Source organism: Thiocapsa marina 5811 (genome assembly GCF_000223985.1).
Taxonomy (GTDB): Bacteria; Pseudomonadota; Gammaproteobacteria; order Chromatiales; family Chromatiaceae; genus Thiocapsa; species Thiocapsa marina.
Map to the genome: position 1 here is coordinate 76,146 of NZ_AFWV01000003.1, position 17,603 is coordinate 93,748.

Below are 17,603 nucleotides of genomic sequence, written 5' to 3' on the forward strand. Positions count from 1 at the left end.
CGGTGGGCGGCCAATCCGCGATTATTCCGCAAATCGCAATCGGGCACGATCGCCGACAAGCCCTTATACTCGCGTCTTCTGCCGAATCGACGAAGAAGGCCACCGTCCTTGACCCCGTCCCATCAACCGCTCGTCGCCTTCACCGGGCTGGAGAAGCGCGCCGCGGCCGGTCTGGCTGCGATCTTCTCCACGCGCATGCTGGGCCTCTTCATGGTCCTGCCGGTCTTCGCGCTTTATGCGCACGACCTGGACGGCGCCACGCCTCTGCTGGTCGGGCTGGCGATCGGCGCCTATGGCTTGACGCAGGCACTGTTTCAGATCCCGCTCGGACTGCTCTCGGATCGCATCGGGCGCAAGCCGGTCATCTACGGGGGGCTGGTGCTCTTTGCCATCGGCAGCGTCGTGGCGGCACTCGCCGACGGGATCGAGATGGTCATCCTCGGGCGCGTACTCCAAGGCAGCGGGGCCATCGCGGCGGCGACCATCGCGCTCACTGCGGATCTGACCCGCGATGCGGTGCGCACGCGGGCCATGGCGGCGATCGGTATCAGCGTTGCGCTGTCGTTCGCCGCGGCACTGGTCGTCGGGCCGCCCTTGGCCCGCTGGCTCGGTATCTCCGGGATCTTTTGGCTGACCGCGTTCCTGGCGATCGTCGGTATGTTGGTGTTGGCTTACGTCGTTCCCGACCCCGCGCGTTCCAGCGTCCATCGCGAGGCCCAGCCGGTACTCGATCAGTTCGCGGGTGTGTTGGGTAATCCCACCTTGCTGCGCCTGGATCTGGGCATTTTCCTGCTGCATCTCACCATGGTGAGCCTATTCGTGGTGCTGCCGCTGTCCATCGAGTCGGCCGGCTTGGCGCCCGTGGATCATTGGCTGCTCTATCTGCCGGTCGTGCTGCTCGCCATCGTCGCGATGGTTCCCTTCATCATCATGGCGGAGCGCGGGGGCAAGGTGAAGGGTGTGCTGCTCGGTGCGGTCACGGCGATGTGCGCATCCATGGTCGGCTTCTATCTCTTTCACCAGTCGATTTGGGTTGTCGGATTCCTGCTGTTGGTGATGTTCACGGTCTTCAACCTGATGGAGGCCATCCTGCCGTCGCTGGTCTCGAAGGCGGCGCGCGCCGGTGCACGCGGGACGGCGATGGGGGTCTTCTCAAGCTCCCAGTTTGTAGGTGCCTTCCTGGGCGGGCTGCTCGGCGGTTTGGCACATCAGAGCTTCGGGGCGGATGCCGTCTATCTGGTCGGCGCCGCGACCTCCCTGGTGTGGATCGGTCTGGCAGCGACGATGGCGATGCCGGCGAATCTGACGGCGCATGTCCTTTCCCTCGGCGAACAGCCGGCCGAGGAGGGTCTGGGTCTCGAGGCGCGTCTGCTGGCCATCCCGGGCGTGGAGGATGCCGTCGTCGCGCTCGACGAGGGTGTCGCCTACCTGAAGGTGGACAGTGGCAGACTGGATTGGGCAACATTGCAGACATTTTCGGCCAGGGCTTGAGGCGGAACGCCAAAGTCGGCCGCGAACTTTTAGGCGAGACTACAAACGCCCGCGTTCGGCGCGGAGCGGGAGGACTGCATGGCAGGCGTCAACAAGGTGATTCTCATCGGCAACCTCGGGGCTGATCCGGAGGTGCGTTATATGCCGAGCGGCGATGCGGTGGCGAATATCCGCATCGCAACGAGCGAGACCTGGAAGGACAAGAACACGGGTGAGAGGCAGGAGCGCACCGAGTGGCACAACGTCGTGTTCTTCGGGAAGATCGCCGAAATCGTCAAGCAGTACGTGCATAAGGGCTCGAAGATCTACGTCGAAGGCAAGCTTCGCACGCGTAAGTGGCAGGGTCAGGACGGACAGGATCGCTATACGACCGAGGTCGTGGTCGACATCAACGGGACCATGCAGATGCTCGACAGCCGTTCCGGCGGCGGTGGTATGGGGTCATCGGTGCCCTTCGACGACGCGCCCGCCTATCAGTCGTCGCGAGGCGGCGGACGGCCGCAATCCTCGAGTCCGGCGCCGTCATCCGGAGGGAGCAGCCCCGGGGGCGGCAGCCAAAGTGCGGCGGATTTCGACGACGATATCCCCTTTTAAAACTGAACCGCGTCCGGCATGTCATGCTTTGTTGTCGCATCGGCTCAATCTCGTGTGAATCGATGAGGCTCGGAGCTGACGCGGTTCAGGTATGAAACGCATTTGAGCTTCGAGTTTCTTTGAATCCTGCTTTTCGGAGACATGCGAGAGCAAGTGCTTGTTGAGCACGACAACTCACCATCCTCGGCTCTTCGAATGCGGTGTTAAAATGTGTTGAGGGCGAGATGCTCATTTGCGTGCGAGGTCGACGTTTAGTGCATCGACAGCCCTGAGCTGGGACGCGGTTTACAATGATTTATTTTTTAATATCTTAAACCGCGCCGACTCCAGCGGTCGTCAAGTCTGCCGGGGCCGATCCAATACAAAAACGTCGCATACCGTGCCGGGCGCGGTTTAAGCGTTCCACCTTCAGCGTCAGGGAGCATTGCGTGTGTTGACCATTCTCGTCACCGGCGGGGCCGGGTTCATCGGCGGCAATTTCGTCCATCATATCCTCGAGACGACCGATGCGCGGGTGGTCAACCTCGATCTACTAACCTACGCCGGTAATCTGGATACCCTGGCCAATCTGAAGGACAACCCGCGTCACGTCTTCGTGCAGGGCGACATCGCCGATCCTGCGCTGGTCGCGCGACTCCTTGCCGAGTACGACGTCGACGCCGTGGTGAACTTCGCGGCAGAGAGTCATGTCGACCGCTCGATCGACGGTCCGGCGCAGTTCGTCCAGACGAACGTCGTCGGCACCTTCAATCTGCTGGACTGCTCCCGTGCGCATTGGGCGAAGCGCAGCGGTGCAGCCAAAGAGGCCTTCCGCTTTCTGCATGTCTCGACCGACGAGGTCTACGGCTCGCTCGGGCCGACGGGTCTCTTCACCGAGTCGACCCCTTACGCGCCCAACTCGCCCTATTCCGCGTCCAAGGCCGCATCGGACCATCTGGTGCGCGCCTGGTTTCACACCTACGGCCTGCCGGTGCTCACGACCAACTGCTCGAACAACTACGGGCCTTACCAGTTCCCGGAGAAGTTGATCCCGCTCATGATCCTGAAGGCGCAGCGTGGCGAGTCCTTGCCCATCTACGGCGACGGCGGGAACGTGCGCGACTGGTTGTACGTCATCGATCACTGTCGGGCGATTCTGCGCGTGCTCGAAGCCGGCAGACCGGGCGAGGTCTACAACGTCGGCGGCAACAGCGAGAAGACCAATCTCGAGGTCGTGGATACCCTCTGTGCCCTGCTCGACGAGCGCCTGCCCGAGTCGCCCTATCGGCCGCACGCAGGCCTCAAAGCCTTCGTCAAGGACCGCCCCGGACACGATCGGCGCTATGCGATCGATGCCGGCAAGCTCAAGCGCGAGCTGGGTTGGGAGCCGACGGAGACCTTTGAGTCCGGCATGCGCCTGACGGTCGACTGGTATCTGGACCATCCGGACTGGTGTCGGCGGGTCACCGACGGGAGCTATCTCGGCGAACGTCTCGGCGCTGCCGGTTGAGGGATCGGATCATGAATCGAAAAGGCATCATCCTGGCCGGGGGCTCCGGCACGCGCCTCTATCCGCTGACGCGGGCGATCAGCAAGCAGCTTCTGCCCGTCTACGACAAACCGATGATCTATTACCCGCTCTCGACCCTGATGTTGGCGGGGATTCGCGAGATTCTGATCATCTCCACGCCGCACGACCTGCCGATGTTCCGATCGCTGCTCGGGGACGGATCCCAATGGGGGCTGCATCTCGAGTATGCCGAGCAGCCCCAGCCTGGCGGGCTCGCGCAAGCCTTCCTGATCGGCAAGGATTTCGTCGGCACATCGCCGTCCTGCCTGGTCCTCGGCGACAACATCTTCTACGGCCACGGCCTGGTCGATCAGCTGCGGGCCGCGGGTGCCCGCGAGCGCGGCGCCACCGTCTTCGGCTATTACGTGTCTGACCCCGAACGCTACGGCGTTGCCGAGTTCGATGCGAGCGGGCATGTCCTGAGCCTCGAAGAGAAACCCATCAAGCCCAAGTCCAACTGGGCGGTGACCGGTATCTATTTCTACGACGATCAGGTCTGCGGGCTGGCCGAGGAGCTGCGCCCCTCTCCGCGCGGCGAGTTGGAGATCACGGATCTGAACATCCGCTATCTCGAGCAGGGCGAGCTGCACGTCAGTCGGATCGGCCGCGGGACGGCCTGGCTCGATACCGGCACGCACGAGTCGCTGATGCAGGCCGGGCAGTTCATCGAGACGATCGAGCGTCGCCAGGGGCTTAAGATCTGTTGTCCGGAAGAGGTGGCCTACTTCAACGGATGGATCGACGACGACCAGCTCCGGGCGATGGGCGAGGCGTTGAAGAAGAGCGGCTACGGCGAGTATCTGCTCGGCCTGCTCCGCCGAGGTGACGTATGAAGGTTATCGAGACGGCTATCCCAGGCGTCCTGATCCTCGAGCCGAAGGTCTTCGGCGACGAGCGCGGCTACTTCATGGAGACCTACCGGACCAATCGCTACGAGGATCTCGGGATCCCCGCGCCCTTTGTCCAAGACAACCTCTCCTACTCGCGTCGGGGTGTGCTGCGGGGCCTTCACGTCCAGCACCCGCATGCCCAAGGCAAGTTGGTGCAGGTCATGGACGGCGAGGTGTTCGACGTCGCGGTCGATATTCGCCGGGGCTCGCCGACCTTCGGGCGCTGGGTCGGTGCGACCCTGTCCGGAGAGAACCGGCGCCAGTTCTGGATCCCGCCGGGATTTGCACACGGCTTCCTGGTGACCGGCGACTCGGCGCTTTTCATCTACAAGAATACGGCTTATTACAGCCCGGAGACCGAGCTTAGCCTGCGCTGGGACGACCCCGAGATCGGCATCGATTGGCCGCTCGAGGGGGCGCCCGAGCTCTCTGCAAAAGACTCGGTCGCGCTCTGTCTGAACGAGATCCCACCCGAACGCCTTCCCGACTACGAGGCCAGCCTATGACCACCACGCGCACGATCGCCGAACGGCCCCGTATCCTGCTGATCGGCGCCAACGGTCAAGTCGGCTGGGAGCTGCGGCGGACACTCGCGACACTTGGCGACGTGATTCCGGCATCGCTCGAAGGGGAATACGGGCCGACGATCGATCTGATGGACTCCGCCGCCATGGCGAGACTCGTCGAAGACAGCGCCCCGGATGCGGTCGTGAATGCCGCCGCTTACACCGCCGTCGACAAGGCCGAGACGGACCGCGACATCGCGCGGCGAATCAACGCGGATGCGGTCGGCGAGCTGGGCGCCTTGCTGGCCGGGCGCGGCACACCGATCATCCATTACTCGACCGACTTCGTGTTCTCCGGCAATCTCGATCGGCCCTACCGGGAAGACGACGTCCCGGGTCCGCTCAATGTCTACGGCGAGACCAAGCTCGGCGGAGAGCAGGCTTTGCTGAGCTCCGGCGCCCGTGCCCTGATCTTCCGCACCAGCTGGGTCTACGGCATCCGTGGCGCCAATTTCCTACTGACGATGCTGCGTCTGCTCAAAGAGCGCGACGAGCTGCGCATCGTCGACGATCAGATCGGCTCGCCGACCTGGAGCCGGATGTTGGCCTCGGCGACCGCCTTGGTGCTCTACCGGGTCTTGCGCGGCGAGCTGGATCTGGAGAAGGTCGGCGGGCTGTATCATCTGACCGGCTCGGGTCAGGTCAGCTGGTACGGGTTTGCGAGCGCGATCCTGGAAAACGCCGGCTTGGAGGCAAATCTCATCCCGATCCCGTCGTCCGAATATCCGGCGCCGGCGCGCCGCCCGCTCTACTCGGTCCTCGACAACAGCCTCTTCCAAGAGACCTTCGGACTGTCGATGCCGGATTGGCGTCTGTCCTTGAAACAGTGTCTGGACGAGAAGACTTAAAGCGCGTCTCACCGGGATCGAGGATATCTCCGAAGCCAAACGCAACGTGAAAATGACCGTGTCGCTCTGGACGCGGTTTAGCCCTGTAGGGTGGACGAGCGAGAGCGAAGTCCACCTCAGCCCTATGCCGGCGCTGGTGGACTGCGCTGTGCTTGTCCACCCTACCCGTACGATATCAGGCCCTCGGCGCTGCTCCGAACAAGAGTGGCAGAACGTCGTGGTAGCGCGACGCGAAATGCACCTTGAAGCCCTTGCGGACATGCGCGGGCACCTCTTCGAACTCGCCGCGGTTGTCCTCCGGCAGGATGATCTCGCGGATGCCGGCGCGCCGCGCCGCGATCAGTTTCTCGCGGATGCCGCCGACCGGGAAGACCTCGCCGGTGAGCGTGATCTCCCCGGTCATGGCGAGCCGCCGGATCGGTTGGTTGCGGGCGAGGGAGAGGAGGGCGGATGTCATGGTGATCCCGGCCGAGGGACCGTCCTTCGGGGTGGCGCCCGCGGGGACGTGGACATGGATGAAGGCGTTCTCGAAGAAGGCCGGATCCGCTCCGAGCTCGGCGGCGTGCCCGACCAAATAACCGTAGGCGATCTCGGCCGACTCCTTCATGACGTCGCCGAGCTGGCCGGTGAGCTTGAAGCCGCGGGTGAAGCTGTGGGTCCGGGCGGCCTCGATCGAGAGTGTCGCGCCGCCCATGGCGGTCCAAGCGAGCCCCGTCACGACGCCGGGCCCGGAAAGTTTGCGCTCGTCGCGAAACACCGGGCTGCCCAGATAGTCCTTTAGATCGCTCTCGCCGACGCTGATCGGCGTCTCCTCGCCTTCGAGCATACGCACGGCGACCTTGCGCACGATCTTGCCGAGCTGTTTCTCCAGGCGACGCACCCCGGCATCCCGGGCGTAACCCTCGATCAAGGCGCGTAGCGTTTTGGTGTCGAGTGCGACCGTGCGCTTGGCGAGTCCGGCCCGTTCGATCTGACGGGGCAGCAGATATTTCTTGGCGATCTGAAGCTTCTCCTCGGCGATGTAGCCCGAGAGTTGAATCACCTCCATGCGGTCGAGCAAGGGGCCCGGGATGCTGTCGGTCTGGTTTGCGGTGCAGACGAACAGGACCTTCGAGAGGTCGAAGCGCAGATCCAGATAGTGATCGAGAAAGTCGCTGTTCTGCTCCGGGTCCAGGACCTCGAGCAGGGCCGAGGCCGGATCGCCATGGTAGGAGGCGCCGATCTTGTCGATCTCGTCGAGCATGATCACGGGGTTGGCCGTGCCGGCGTCCTTCATCGCCTGCAGAAACTTGCCGGGCATGGCGCCGATGTAGGTGCGACGGTGACCCTTGATCTCGGCCTCGTCGCGGATGCCGCCCACCGAGAAGCGGTAGAAGCGCCGACCGAGCGCATCGGCGATGGAGTGCCCGATCGAGGTCTTGCCGACACCGGGCGGGCCGACGAGCAAGATGATGGAGCCGGCGATCTCGCCCTTATGGATACCGACGGCGAGGAACTCGAGGATGCGCTTCTTCACGTCTTCCAGCCCGTAATGATCGCGGTCCAGGACGCGCCGTGCGCGTTTGAGATCCAGCTTGTCGGCGGAGTGCTTACCCCAGGGCAGGATGCTGATCCAGTCCAGGTAGTTGCGGGTCACGGCGTATTCCGGAGAGCCGGTCTCCAGCATGCGCAGTTTGTTCATCTCCTCGTCGACCCGTTTGGTTGCCTGCTCGGTCAGCGTGAGCTTGGCCAGCCGCTCGTTGAAGCGGTCGATCTCTGCGGTGCGGTCGTCCTTGGCGATGCCCAGCTCCTTTTGGATCGCCTTGAGCTGCTCGCGCAGAAAGAACTCGCGCTGCTGCTTCTGCATCTTCTCTTCGACGGTGCGCCGGATCTTCTGCTGGGCACGGGCGAGCTCGAGCTCGTTGTTGAGCAGGACGAGCACCTTTTCCATCCGCGGCAGGAGCGGCAGGATCTCCAGCACCTCCTGGAGCTGCTCCTTGGTCGATGTCGTGAGGCTGGCCGCGAAATCGGAGAGATGCGATGGGTCGTCGGGGCCGAAGCGATCGAGGAACATCCGCAGCTCTTCCACGTAGAGCGGGTTGAGCGGCAGCAGCTCCTTGATGGTGTTGATCACGGCCATGGCGTAGGCCTTGATCTCTTCGTTCGGTGGACCGGAGGGTTCGGGGAGATAGGTGACCTGCGCGTCGAACGGCGCCTCCCTGCTGACCCAGGTGGCGATTCTGAAGCGTTGCAGGCACTCCACGAGCACCTGCAGGTGGCCGTCCTGCTGATGGACGCGATGGACCCGGCAAGCCGTACCGACCGAATAAAAGTCCGTGGTGTGCGCCTCTTCGGAGGTCTCGCTGCGCACCAGAACCACGCCGAGGATCTTATGCTCGCTTGCTCCGACCGCCTCCAGCGTCGAGGCCCAGCCGCCGGCATCCATCAACAGCGGAACCGCCTGTCCGGGAAAAAAGGGACGCGAGGCGACGGGCAGAATGGGGATGCGCGTCGGCAGCACATCGTTGGCCCGCGCAAGCGTGATCTCGGAACCCTCGTCGATCTCGATTTCGCTCGTATTCGCGTCTGAATCCCGGCCCGCCATCCTCATTCTCCTCGTTCGCCGATACCCCTCGTCGGATCGGCCAATTTCAGGGTATCGGCAGCGATTTGCAAGCGGCGTTTGCCAGGCGCGCATAGCTCGCGACATCGAGGTTTTCGGCCCTCAGCGTCGGATCGATCCTGGTCTCGATCAGCAGGTCCGCGTCGATCAGCTTGGAGAGACTGTTGCGCAAGGTCTTGCGGCGCTGCCCGAAGGCCGCGGCGACGATACGGGCGTGCAGCGCAGGGTCCTCGATCGGATAGGGGAGCGGTCGATGGGGCTTGAGTCGTAGGAAGGCCGACTCGACCTTCGGGGCCGGGGTGAAGGCGCCCGCACCGATCCGAAAGAGACAGTCCGCCGAGCACAGGGTCTGAACCATCACCGAGAGACGTCCGTAGGTCTTGTCGCCGGGCTCGGCGACGATGCGCTCCACGACCTCCTTCTGAAGCATCAGGTGCATATCCTCGATGCAGTCGGCCTGCTCCAGAAAGCGGAACAACAGAGGGGTGGAAATGTTGTAGGGCAGATTTCCGACGAGACGCAAGCGCTCGCCCTCGTCCGGGAGGGCGCAGAGGTCGAAACTCAAGGCATCGGCCTGGTGGATCCGCAACGCGCCGAGCGCGCCCAGCCGATCGCGCAGCGGCCCGACCAGGTCGCGATCCAGCTCGACGACATCGAGCGAGCCGACCGCGGTCAGCAGTCCTTCGGTGATGGCTCCCTGTCCTGGACCGATCTCGACGACGCGTTCGCCGGGTGTGGCGGCGATCGCTCCGTGGATACGGTCGATCACCTGGCGGTCGTGCAGGAAATTCTGGCCGAAACGTTTGCGTGCGCGGTGCTCCATTAAACTGCGTCCGGCACGATATGGATTGGTTGCACCTCGATTCGGCCTCCGATCAATCCACGGCCGTCGGAGTCAACGCAGTTTAAGTATTTAATTTTTAAGACGTTGATATGCATTCGCGGTCTATTTCCATGTTGTCGATTCGACGGCGATTTCGAACACGCCAAGAGGCTTCGCTATGGGCCTGTTCAGCATACTCCCTGTCTTATCATCCTAAACCGCGTCTACGCCGACGTTCGTGGATTCATCGGCGGTTAAGCTCAAGTGAGCACTGAATAGGTTGTGCCGGACGCGGTTTAGCAATTGTGGCAGACCTCATGGGCGAACTGCTCGAGTTTACGCGTATCGGCGGCGAAGAGGCGGATACCCTCGGCGAGCTTTTCGGAGGCCATGGCGTCTTCGTTGAGCTCCCAACGGAAGCCGGGCTCGTCGAAGGTGACCTTCGCCATCTCCATGCCGAGCGCGTGTTCGGGGTCCAATTTTCTCGGGACATCGCCTTCGGTCGAAGCAAGCTCGCCGAGCAGGGCGGGCGAGATGGTCAGGTAGTCGCAGCCGGCCAGTTCCAGGATCTCGTCGAGGTTGCGGAAGCTCGCGCCCATCACGACCGTTTCGTAGCCGTGGCGTTTGTAATAGTTGTAGATCCGGGTGACGGACTGCACGCCCGGGTCCTCGTCGGCCGGATAGCCGGGGACGTTGTCGGTGTTTTTGTACCAGTCGAGGATGCGTCCCACGAACGGCGAGATGAGCGTAACACCCGCGTCGGCGCAGGCGACGGCCTGGGCAAAGCTGAACAGGAGGGTCAAATTGCAGTGCAGCCCTTGGCGCTGCAGGATCTCTGCCGCCCGGATCCCTTCCCAGGTCGAGGCGATCTTGAAAAGCACCCGGGTGCTCGGATCGATGCCCGCGTTTTGGTAGAGCTCCACCAGCGCCGCGGCGCGTTTGAGTGTGGCCTCGGTGTCGAATGAAAGACGCGCATCGATCTCGGTCGAGACCCTTCCGGGAACAATCTTCAGGATCTCCGTGCCGAAGTTCACGGCGAGCTTGTCCATGGTTGCCCTGGCTTGGTCCATCGTGTCGCTTCCGCCTTCACGCGTCCCGAAGAGGACAGCGTCCTCCACCAGCTCGCGATACTGAGGCATCTGGGCCGCTTTGAAGATCAGGGACGGGTTGGTGGTGGCATCCCGGGGCTGGTACTCGGCGATGGAATCGAAGTCGCCGGTGTCGGCGACGACCGTGGTCATGCTCTTGAGTAGATCGAGCTTGCTCATGGTTCCGGACCTTCTCGAGGGTTGAGACGCATCGGCGTCGATAGGTTGACCTTAACGGAATCCGATGACGATTTCGAATCGGTACGGCGGGATTCGATAAGTGCCCCGTGCGCTCGAGTCGTTCATACTCCCGCATGCATCGGTTCAACGGACGCAGGACGTCCCGGACATCCCATGAGCGATTCGACGACGGAACTACAGATCCCGCACGGCACGTCGACGGAGCGAGTCGCCGATCTGCTGCAGGGGCGCTACCGCACGGTTCTCGCGCCGGCGGAAACGGTGACTCGCGTGTTTTACGACACCTTCGATTGGGCGATATTCCACGACGGCGGGGCCTTGGAGTGTCGCACGCGCAGATCGACTCGGCGCTTGGTCCGAAGCAGTCTCGATGGTCGTGCCCCGCCTGTGTCCCAGACGCTGGCGGGCGAGCCTGGGTTCGCGTTCGATTTGCCGCTCGGGCCCGTGCGGGAGTGTGTCCTCGAGATCTGCGGCATCCGGCGTCTGCTGCCGGTCGTCGTGGTGGAGAGTCACGTCACGGCATTTCGGCTCGTCAACGACGAGGAGGAGTCGTTGTTGCGGGTCGAGATCCATGCGCAGAGTGCACGGACACCCGAGGAGGAGCCATGCGGTCCTCTCGGGATCCGCATCCGTCTCGTTGCCGAGCCCTATCACGAAGGGGTGTGTCGGGAGGTGGAGGCTCTCCTGCTCGAGCATCTCGCGCCGGCGCCGACGTCGGCGCGCAAACCGCTTCTGACCGAGGCACTTGCCGTTTGTGGTCGTCGCCCCGGCGATTACTCCTCCAAGATCGACAATCGGCTGGATTCGGAACAACGCGCCGACGAGGCGCTCAAAACGCTGCTGCGCAGTTTGCATCAGACCCTGCTTGCGAATCTGGAAGGCGCTCGGAGGCATCTGGATACGGAGTTTCTGCACGATCTGCGCGTTGCGACCAGGCGCACCCGTTCGGCCATCGGGCAAGTCAAGGGTGTGCTGCCGTCCGAGCGTGTCGAAGACTTCAAGGTCAGATTTGCCTGGCTGCAGCAGGTCACCGGGCCCCTGCGCGATCTGGACGTCTATCTGCTGGAGTTCGATCGCTACAGGCAGGCTCTGCCGTGTCGCCTCAGGGCCCGCCTGGATCCGGTTCATGCGTTCTTGCTCCAACGCCAGGCCGAGGAGCAAGGGCGCGTTGCCGGCGCCTTGAGCTCCCCCGCCTTCGATGCGTTGACGCGCGAGTGGCAGGCCTTTCTTGACCTGCCCGTCCTCGAGCATCCGTCCGAGCCCAACGCCGCGCGTTCCATCAAGTCCGTTGCGGACGAGCGTATTCGGCGCATGGAAAAGCGGGTTCGTCGCGAAGGCAGCGCGATCCGGCCGGACTCGCCCGCCACCGACCTGCATGAGCTGCGCAAGAGCTGCAAGAAGCTCCGATACCTCATGGAGCTGTTTCAGAGTCTCTACCCGCGCGCCAAGATTGCCAAACTGATCAAGTTGCTGAAAGTGCTGCTCGATCATCTCGGTCTGGTTCAGGACTTGGCTGTACAGGCCGAGCACCTGCTCGACTGGGCCAAACAGATGCATTGCGAGGGCAGTGCCGATACCGAAACACTGCTGGCGATGGGCGCACTCGTCGGACAGCTCTTGGAGCGTCAGGCGCAGGCCCGCGAGGCCTTTGCCGAGGTCTTCGACCGGTATCGACACGATGAGCATCAGGCGTTGTTCCGTGCCCTGTTCGAGAGCGGCTGAGCCGCGCTAGCCGCGAGACGCGCCGCCGGGGTGCGGATGCCGCTCGGCGTCGACCAACAACACTTGCCGCGGATGCGGTTCGGAGGAGGTGAAGAACGGTGTCGATGAGAATGGCTGTGTCCTCATGTCTGCAGGCGTCGCTCGTTTCGCTCGCCGCTGTTGCGACAGGCGCCGGAGCGGCGGATCCGGAGGAGGGGCTCTTCGATCTGGACGATCTTCGGGTCAAGATCACCGAAACCCTGCCCTATGTCGAGGTCGAGCACGCGGGAAAACCGGTTATCTTGATGCGTCATCAGGAGCCCGAACACACCATCGTCGCGCCCTACGACCAGACCGCCCGCGACTGTCCTCCCTACTGCATCCAGCCGATGCAGTTGGCGCCCGGCGTGGAAACCATCGGGGAGCTCGAGCTGATCGCGTACCTCGAGCGCGCAGCCAAGGGCGAGCCGATCCTGGTGATCGATTCGCGCACCGAGCCTTGGGTGTCGCAGGGGATGATTCCGGGTGCGATCCACCTCCCTTACACGCGACTGGATCCGGCGCATGCGCAGCCCGATGCGATCGCCGAGCTGTTGGAGTTCGAGCTGGGTGCGATTCGTCTGAACGCGCTCTGGAATTTCAGTGCTGCCAAGACCTTGGTCTTTTACTGCAACGGACCTTGGTGCGGGCAGTCCCCGACCAATATCCGGGCTCTACTGGCGCTGGGCTATCCGGCGGATCGGATCAAGTGGTATCGCGGCGGGATGCAGGTGTGGGAACAGCTCGGTTTCACGACCGTTAAACCTAAACCGCATCCAGAGTGATATGCGTCGTTTTCATTGTGTGTCGGGCTTGAGGATTTTTCCGACCTTTGCGGAGACGCGGTCTGGAATTTGATGATTTTTGATCTCTTAAAGCGCGCCGGTTCCGGCAGGTTGTCGGAACCGGCGCAGCCGATGCGTCCTCAGCGACGCTGTTGCGTGCTGCCGCGAAAGGTCTCCTCGTCCGTGATCCGGTTTCGCAATGCGTTGCGTCCCCAGCGGTCGGCTTCGATGGCCATTATGCGCATCCGCTCGCGTCTCGCGCGCTCTTCGCGCAGATTCGTGCGTTCGGCCTCCGCTCGGTTCCTGCCGATCCGCGCGGTCTCGGGTATGGCCGCAGGCGTACTGCGGGTCTCGGGAGAGGTCTCGCGATCGCTCCAGGGGCGATCGGGCAGGTCGATCCGCCTTGCATCGAGTGCACAGCGCGTCTGCGAGAAGGTCACCGCGCCCTCCTGATCCGTGCATCGGTAGATCTCGGCGGGCTGCCCCGTTCTGTAGACCAGCAATAAACCGACGATGATTGCTGCTCTCATCTCCCATCTCCGTCGGTCTTTTTGATCGATGCGCGTGCCCGGTGCGAGGACGTGTCGCTGACCCGAGCAGGCTTACGCGCCATCTCCGGACGATTGGGTCCGCAGTTTCGCCTGAAACGTACACGTTATGCAATATCGGTTGATGGGGCGGAAGGAGTCGGTCTTGGACTCGAGGTGAGCGGGTACTGCGGGCGGGCTGCCCATCGACGTCCCCGACGAGACAGGGCGACGCCGAATTACGGGGTCTGAAGCGGAACCGGCGTGTCTGTCTCGCGCGACGATGCGCTTTGCAGCAGACCCGTCGGGATGGGGGTGCTCGGGTCGATCAGCCGCCGCACCCAATCCAGCATGGGCTCGATCGCGGCTTCGGCGGTCGGCGTCAGCACGTAGTTGGAATAGTCGAACGCGCTCCCGCACGCCGAGACTAGGAAGGTCTCGGGGACCTTGTCGTAGAGCGTCTCGCACCAGGCGAGAAGCTCGCGCGGGTCGAGAAAATGCGCCATGGTCGACATGGCGCTGGCGTCGGGGCCGAGCGATCGGCAGCGGACCTCGCCCGGTGTGCCGTCGACCGCGGCATCGAGAAAGATGACTCGGTCGTGCTCCACCAAATCGGCGACCAGCTCGGCGGTGAGGATGTGGCGCGAGACCACCTCCACGCCCGCCGGCACGCCCTCGGCCTGCAATCGATCCGCGACCAATGGCCCGATCGCATCGTCTCCGCGGATCGGGCTGCCGTAGCCGATGATCAAGACCTTCAGGTCCTCCAAGCGTGCCTGATCCATTCAGCCGCGCCTGAGCGTGTCGACGACGCGGCCCGACGCATCCTTGAGCTCGATGGCGAGCGGCATCTCGCCGAAGGCGTGCGAGGCGCAGGACAGGCAAGGGTCGAAGCAGCGGATAACCGCTTCGACGCGATTGAGCATCCCCTCCTGAAGATTGTTGCCGTCGACATAGGCGTCGGCGACCTGACGGATGCTCTGGTTCATCGCGAGGTTGTTGTGCCCGGTCGCGATGATGAGGTTGACCCAGGTGACGAGGCCCTCGTCGTCGATGCGGTAGTGATGCATCAAGATCCCGCGCGGCGCCTCGGCGACCCCGATCCCTTCGTAGCGGTTGCTGCGCGCGCGGGCGCGCACCCGCGCATCGAGGATGGTCGGATCCTTGAGCAGGCGGTCCATCATCTCGAGGGCATAGATGATTTCCACCAGCCGGGCATAGTGATAGTGGAAGCTGCTCGCGATCGGGCCGGATTCCTGAAGCATGTGGAATTCGGCGAGCGCCACGTCGGCATAGGGTGTTCCGCAGGCATCGACGTTGTTCAGCCGTGCAAGGGGTCCGACCCGATAGATGCCATTGGGATAGCCATGCGGTTTGTAGTAGGGGAACTTCATGTAGCTGAAGTCCTCGACGGCCTCGCCGATCAGACGCTCGTACTCGTGCGGCGGCACCATGTCCTCGAGGATGCGGCCTTGGGCATCCTTGAGTCGCAGGAAGCCGTCGTAATGCTCCAAGTGACCCTTGGGGCTGACCAAGCTCAGAAACATGGTCGGTTGACTGCCGAAGTGGTTCGCCTCGTCCTTGAACTTGGGCACGAGCGTCTTGAAGAAGGCGTAGGTGCGCTTGGCGATCTCCAGCCCCTCGGGCATCAGCTTGAGCATTGCGTCGCGCTTCTCCTGCGTCAACGGCTCGCTGACCCCTCCCGGGACGACCCAGGTCGGGTGGATCTTTTTTCCGCCCAGGGTCTCGATGATGGTCTGGCCGATCTGGCGCAGGCGGATGCCGTCTTTGGCTAGTGCCGGGTCTTGGCGCATGACGCCGAAGATGTTGCGCGAGACGGGATCGGAGTCCCAGCCGAGCAAGAGATCCGGCGAGGAGAGATGAAAAAACGACAAGGCGTGCGACTGCGTGAGCTGCGCGAGGTTGATGATGCGGCGCAGCTTCTCGCCGGTCGGCGGGATGCTCACCGAGAGCAGGTGATCGCACGCCTTGTTGGATGCCAGGACATGACTGACCGGACAGATCCCGCAGGTTCGCGCGGTCAGTGCGGGCATCTCGCGATAGGGCCGGCCCTCGCAAAACTTCTCGAAGCCGCGAAACTGAGTCAGATGAAACTTGGCGTCTTCGACCTCTCCCGCGTCCCCGAGCTGCAGGGTAATGCGGGCATGGCCCTCGATGCGGGTAACGGGTTCGATGGTGACGGTGCGGCTCATGGATGCGGCCCCTGCGGGTTGGGATTCGGGATGGCGTCCGGGTCGTCGCCTTCGTTGCTCAAGGCGCGCTCGGTAATCTCGTGATAGAGATGGGTCATCCGGGCGATGATGTCGTCGAGCTCCGGATGCTGTGCCCATTTGAACTGCTTGTCCCTGGCATCGGAGAAGACCTCGGTGAGGAACTCGATATCGAAGCTGTCGAGTCGCGCACCGCCGTCGACCTTGGCCTTGATGTCGAGCAGACGCGGCAGGCGTTGCGTGCGCAGACGTTCGAGGAGCGCGACGATCACGCCCGTGTCCGCATCCTGCGGCGTTTGGCTCCCGGCAGTCGGGTTCGCCATGGCGTCAGGCCCCGAAACGCGTCACGGCGCTGGGATCCGGCACGCGCCCCGCGATCAGCTCTCTCAACACGTACCAGATGGCGTCGGCGCTCGGCGGGCACCCGGGTACGAAGACATCGACCCCCACCACGCCGTGGATGGGTTTGACGACCGAGAGCAAGGCCGGAACCCCTTGGGTCGGGGTTTGCGGTTGGACCGTGACGGTGTCGCGGTAGGCGCGATCCACGACATCGGCGAGCTTGAAGTGGTTGCGCATCGCCGGGACGTTTCCGTTGACGGCGCAATCGCCCAGGCTGACCAGGATCTTGCAGTGTTTGCGAAAGTCCCGCGCCTTCTCCAGGTCGTCTTCCGAGCTGATCGAGCCTTCCAGGATGCCCACATCGACCTGCTCGGGCAGGGTCTTGGTGTCGACCAAGGGGCTGTAGACAATGTCGACCTGCTGAACCAGCTCGATCAGGCGCTCGTCCATATCCAGGAAGGACATGTGACAGCCCGAGCAGCCGTCCAGCCAAGTGGTCGCGACCGTGATCTTGGACGTTGCGCTCATTGGGGGTGTCTCCGGCGGGCAAGAATCGGCAGGAAGTGTTGATCTTTGACCATTTCGCCGACGGAAGTGCCCTGTTTGACCAGTGCGCCGGTCGGGCAGACCTGCACGCATTTGCCGCAGCTGGTACAGGTGTCGCTCTCGCCCCAAGGCTGCGCCATGTCCGTAATGACGCGGCAATCGCTCCCGCGGCCCATGACGTCCCAGGTGTGAGCACCCTCGATCTCGTCGCAGACACGTACGCACCGGGTGCAGAGGATGCAGCGGTCGTGATCGAGCCGAAACATCTCGTGCGAGCTGTCGACCGGGTAGCTCGCCTGACGATATGGCACCCGGACATGGTCGACACCGCACTTCTGAGCCATGTGCTGCAGCTCGCAGTGTCCGTTGGAGACACAGACCGAGCAGACATGGTTGCGCTCGGCGAAGAGCAGCTCGACGATGGTGCGGCGATAGCGCTGGAGCCTCTCCGTATTCGTCTGGATCTGCATCCCTTCGGCGACGCGCGTGGAGCAGGCGGCCAACAGGCGCCCCTGACCGGCCAGCTCCACGAGACAGAGCCGGCAGGCACCCCACACCGAGAGGCCTTCGAGATAACAGAGACTCGGGATCGGGATCTGATTCTCGCGACAGACCTCGATGATCGTCTCGTCCTCGCGGGCGGAGAGATCCCGGCCGTCGATGTTGAGCGTGACGACGCGGACATTCGGTTGCTTGGCGGGTAGGGGCATATCGGCTCCGTCAACCTCGTTCGTGCTAAACCGCGGCCGGTGCGGTATGCGTTCTCAGTTGGATTGGCTT

The 17,603-nt window shown here is 63.3% G+C and carries 17 protein-coding genes; 8 read left to right on the forward strand and 9 right to left on the reverse strand.

Translation table 11 applies throughout. The annotated features are described in order from the left end of the window. The first annotated feature begins 108 nt into the window (after positions 1-108). From THIMADRAFT_RS04780 to rfbD, 6 genes are all read left to right on the forward strand, one after another. Positions 109-1,491: an MFS transporter gene (locus tag THIMADRAFT_RS04780; RefSeq protein WP_007191846.1), complete on the forward strand. Its 1,383-nt coding sequence runs from the start codon at positions 109-111 to the stop codon at positions 1,489-1,491. A gap of 78 nt (positions 1,492-1,569) precedes the next feature. Continuing rightward, positions 1,570-2,085, forward strand: coding sequence for a single-stranded DNA-binding protein (gene ssb, locus THIMADRAFT_RS04785; RefSeq protein ID WP_007191847.1), 516 nt, complete (start codon positions 1,570-1,572; stop codon positions 2,083-2,085). Between the two features lie 430 nt (positions 2,086-2,515). Then, positions 2,516-3,574 (forward strand): dTDP-glucose 4,6-dehydratase, encoded by a 1,059-nt coding sequence (rfbB, locus tag THIMADRAFT_RS04790; RefSeq protein WP_007191848.1) that lies wholly within the window; start codon positions 2,516-2,518, stop codon positions 3,572-3,574. A gap of 11 nt (positions 3,575-3,585) precedes the next feature. Further along, positions 3,586-4,467, forward strand: coding sequence for a glucose-1-phosphate thymidylyltransferase RfbA (rfbA, locus tag THIMADRAFT_RS04795; RefSeq protein WP_007191849.1), 882 nt, complete (start codon positions 3,586-3,588; stop codon positions 4,465-4,467). Beyond that, positions 4,464-5,030, forward strand: a complete 567-nt coding sequence (gene rfbC, locus THIMADRAFT_RS04800; RefSeq protein WP_007191850.1) for a dTDP-4-dehydrorhamnose 3,5-epimerase — start codon at positions 4,464-4,466, stop codon at positions 5,028-5,030. Before rfbA ends, rfbC begins: the two co-directional genes overlap by 4 nt. Continuing rightward, on the forward strand, positions 5,027-5,938 hold the full coding sequence (gene rfbD / locus THIMADRAFT_RS04805) for a dTDP-4-dehydrorhamnose reductase (RefSeq protein ID WP_007191851.1): 912 nt from the start codon (positions 5,027-5,029) through the stop codon (positions 5,936-5,938). The genes rfbC and rfbD overlap by 4 nt, the downstream gene beginning before the upstream one ends. Before the next feature lie 175 nt (positions 5,939-6,113). Here the strand turns inward: rfbD and lon are convergent, their stop codons facing one another. The 3 genes from lon to tal form a co-directional block, all read right to left on the reverse strand. After that, entirely contained in the window at positions 6,114-8,522 is a 2,409-nt protein-coding gene (lon, locus tag THIMADRAFT_RS04810) for an endopeptidase La (RefSeq protein ID WP_007191852.1), read from the reverse strand. 46 nt (positions 8,523-8,568) lie between these two features. After that, entirely contained in the window at positions 8,569-9,363 is a 795-nt protein-coding gene (rsmA, locus tag THIMADRAFT_RS04815) for a 16S rRNA (adenine(1518)-N(6)/adenine(1519)-N(6))-dimethyltransferase RsmA (protein ID WP_007191853.1), read from the reverse strand. 296 nt (positions 9,364-9,659) lie between these two features. After that, positions 9,660-10,631, reverse strand: coding sequence for a transaldolase (gene tal / locus THIMADRAFT_RS04820; RefSeq protein ID WP_007191854.1), 972 nt, complete (start codon positions 10,629-10,631; stop codon positions 9,660-9,662). A 174-nt stretch (positions 10,632-10,805) separates the two neighbouring features. On the opposite strand from tal, the gene THIMADRAFT_RS25435 reads away from it, so the two are divergent. Together THIMADRAFT_RS25435 and THIMADRAFT_RS04830 are read left to right on the forward strand one after the other, a co-directional pair. Then, on the forward strand, positions 10,806-12,374 hold the full coding sequence (locus THIMADRAFT_RS25435) for a CHAD domain-containing protein (protein ID WP_007191855.1): 1,569 nt from the start codon (positions 10,806-10,808) through the stop codon (positions 12,372-12,374). Positions 12,375-12,484: 110 nt separating this feature from the next. Continuing rightward, positions 12,485-13,177, forward strand: a complete 693-nt coding sequence (locus tag THIMADRAFT_RS04830) for a rhodanese-like domain-containing protein (RefSeq protein WP_040729830.1) — start codon at positions 12,485-12,487, stop codon at positions 13,175-13,177. Positions 13,178-13,317: 140 nt separating this feature from the next. Here the strand turns inward: THIMADRAFT_RS04830 and THIMADRAFT_RS04835 are convergent, their stop codons facing one another. The 6 genes from THIMADRAFT_RS04835 to hoxU form a co-directional block, all read right to left on the reverse strand. After that, a complete protein-coding gene (locus THIMADRAFT_RS04835) occupies positions 13,318-13,707 on the reverse strand; it encodes a DUF4124 domain-containing protein (protein ID WP_007191857.1) in 390 nt (129 codons plus the stop codon). Between the two features lie 236 nt (positions 13,708-13,943). Next, positions 13,944-14,489, reverse strand: coding sequence for a hydrogenase maturation protease (locus THIMADRAFT_RS04840; RefSeq protein WP_007191858.1), 546 nt, complete (start codon positions 14,487-14,489; stop codon positions 13,944-13,946). Continuing rightward, complete coding sequence (locus THIMADRAFT_RS04845; RefSeq protein ID WP_007191859.1) at positions 14,490-15,917, reverse strand: Ni/Fe hydrogenase subunit alpha; 1,428 nt, start codon at positions 15,915-15,917, stop codon at positions 14,490-14,492. Beyond that, positions 15,914-16,258 carry a hypothetical protein gene (locus THIMADRAFT_RS04850; protein ID WP_007191860.1) on the reverse strand — a complete coding sequence of 115 codons (345 nt, stop codon included), beginning with the start codon at positions 16,256-16,258 and terminating at the stop codon, positions 15,914-15,916. The genes THIMADRAFT_RS04845 and THIMADRAFT_RS04850 overlap by 4 nt, the downstream gene beginning before the upstream one ends. Before the next feature lie 4 nt (positions 16,259-16,262). Further along, positions 16,263-16,805 (reverse strand): NADH-quinone oxidoreductase subunit B family protein, encoded by a 543-nt coding sequence (locus THIMADRAFT_RS04855; RefSeq protein ID WP_007191861.1) that lies wholly within the window; start codon positions 16,803-16,805, stop codon positions 16,263-16,265. After that, entirely contained in the window at positions 16,802-17,533 is a 732-nt protein-coding gene (gene hoxU / locus THIMADRAFT_RS04860) for a bidirectional hydrogenase complex protein HoxU (RefSeq protein ID WP_007191862.1), read from the reverse strand. The genes THIMADRAFT_RS04855 and hoxU overlap by 4 nt, the downstream gene beginning before the upstream one ends. Between the last annotated feature and the right edge of the window lie 70 nt (positions 17,534-17,603).

What these genes read in the sequence shown, in the direction of transcription:
- rfbA (WP_007191849.1), top strand. Translation starts at nt 3,586, where the DNA reads ATGAATCGAAAAGGCATCATCCTGGCCGGGGGCTCCGGCACGCGCCTC.
- THIMADRAFT_RS04830 (WP_040729830.1), top strand. Translation starts at nt 12,485, where the DNA reads ATGGCTGTGTCCTCATGTCTGCAGGCGTCGCTCGTTTCGCTCGCCGCT.
- THIMADRAFT_RS04855 (WP_007191861.1), bottom strand. Translation starts at nt 16,805, where the DNA reads ATGAGCGCAACGTCCAAGATCACGGTCGCGACCACTTGGCTGGACGGC.
- THIMADRAFT_RS04840 (WP_007191858.1), bottom strand. Translation starts at nt 14,489, where the DNA reads ATGGATCAGGCACGCTTGGAGGACCTGAAGGTCTTGATCATCGGCTAC.
- THIMADRAFT_RS04845 (WP_007191859.1), bottom strand. Translation starts at nt 15,917, where the DNA reads ATGAGCCGCACCGTCACCATCGAACCCGTTACCCGCATCGAGGGCCAT.
- rfbC (WP_007191850.1), top strand. Translation starts at nt 4,464, where the DNA reads ATGAAGGTTATCGAGACGGCTATCCCAGGCGTCCTGATCCTCGAGCCG.
- rsmA (WP_007191853.1), bottom strand. Translation starts at nt 9,363, where the DNA reads ATGGAGCACCGCGCACGCAAACGTTTCGGCCAGAATTTCCTGCACGAC.
- tal (WP_007191854.1), bottom strand. Translation starts at nt 10,631, where the DNA reads ATGAGCAAGCTCGATCTACTCAAGAGCATGACCACGGTCGTCGCCGAC.
- THIMADRAFT_RS04850 (WP_007191860.1), bottom strand. Translation starts at nt 16,258, where the DNA reads ATGGCGAACCCGACTGCCGGGAGCCAAACGCCGCAGGATGCGGACACG.
- THIMADRAFT_RS04835 (WP_007191857.1), bottom strand. Translation starts at nt 13,707, where the DNA reads ATGAGAGCAGCAATCATCGTCGGTTTATTGCTGGTCTACAGAACGGGG.
- ssb (WP_007191847.1), top strand. Translation starts at nt 1,570, where the DNA reads ATGGCAGGCGTCAACAAGGTGATTCTCATCGGCAACCTCGGGGCTGAT.
- hoxU (WP_007191862.1), bottom strand. Translation starts at nt 17,533, where the DNA reads ATGCCCCTACCCGCCAAGCAACCGAATGTCCGCGTCGTCACGCTCAAC.
- lon (WP_007191852.1), bottom strand. Translation starts at nt 8,522, where the DNA reads ATGGCGGGCCGGGATTCAGACGCGAATACGAGCGAAATCGAGATCGAC.
- THIMADRAFT_RS25435 (WP_007191855.1), top strand. Translation starts at nt 10,806, where the DNA reads ATGAGCGATTCGACGACGGAACTACAGATCCCGCACGGCACGTCGACG.
- rfbD (WP_007191851.1), top strand. Translation starts at nt 5,027, where the DNA reads ATGACCACCACGCGCACGATCGCCGAACGGCCCCGTATCCTGCTGATC.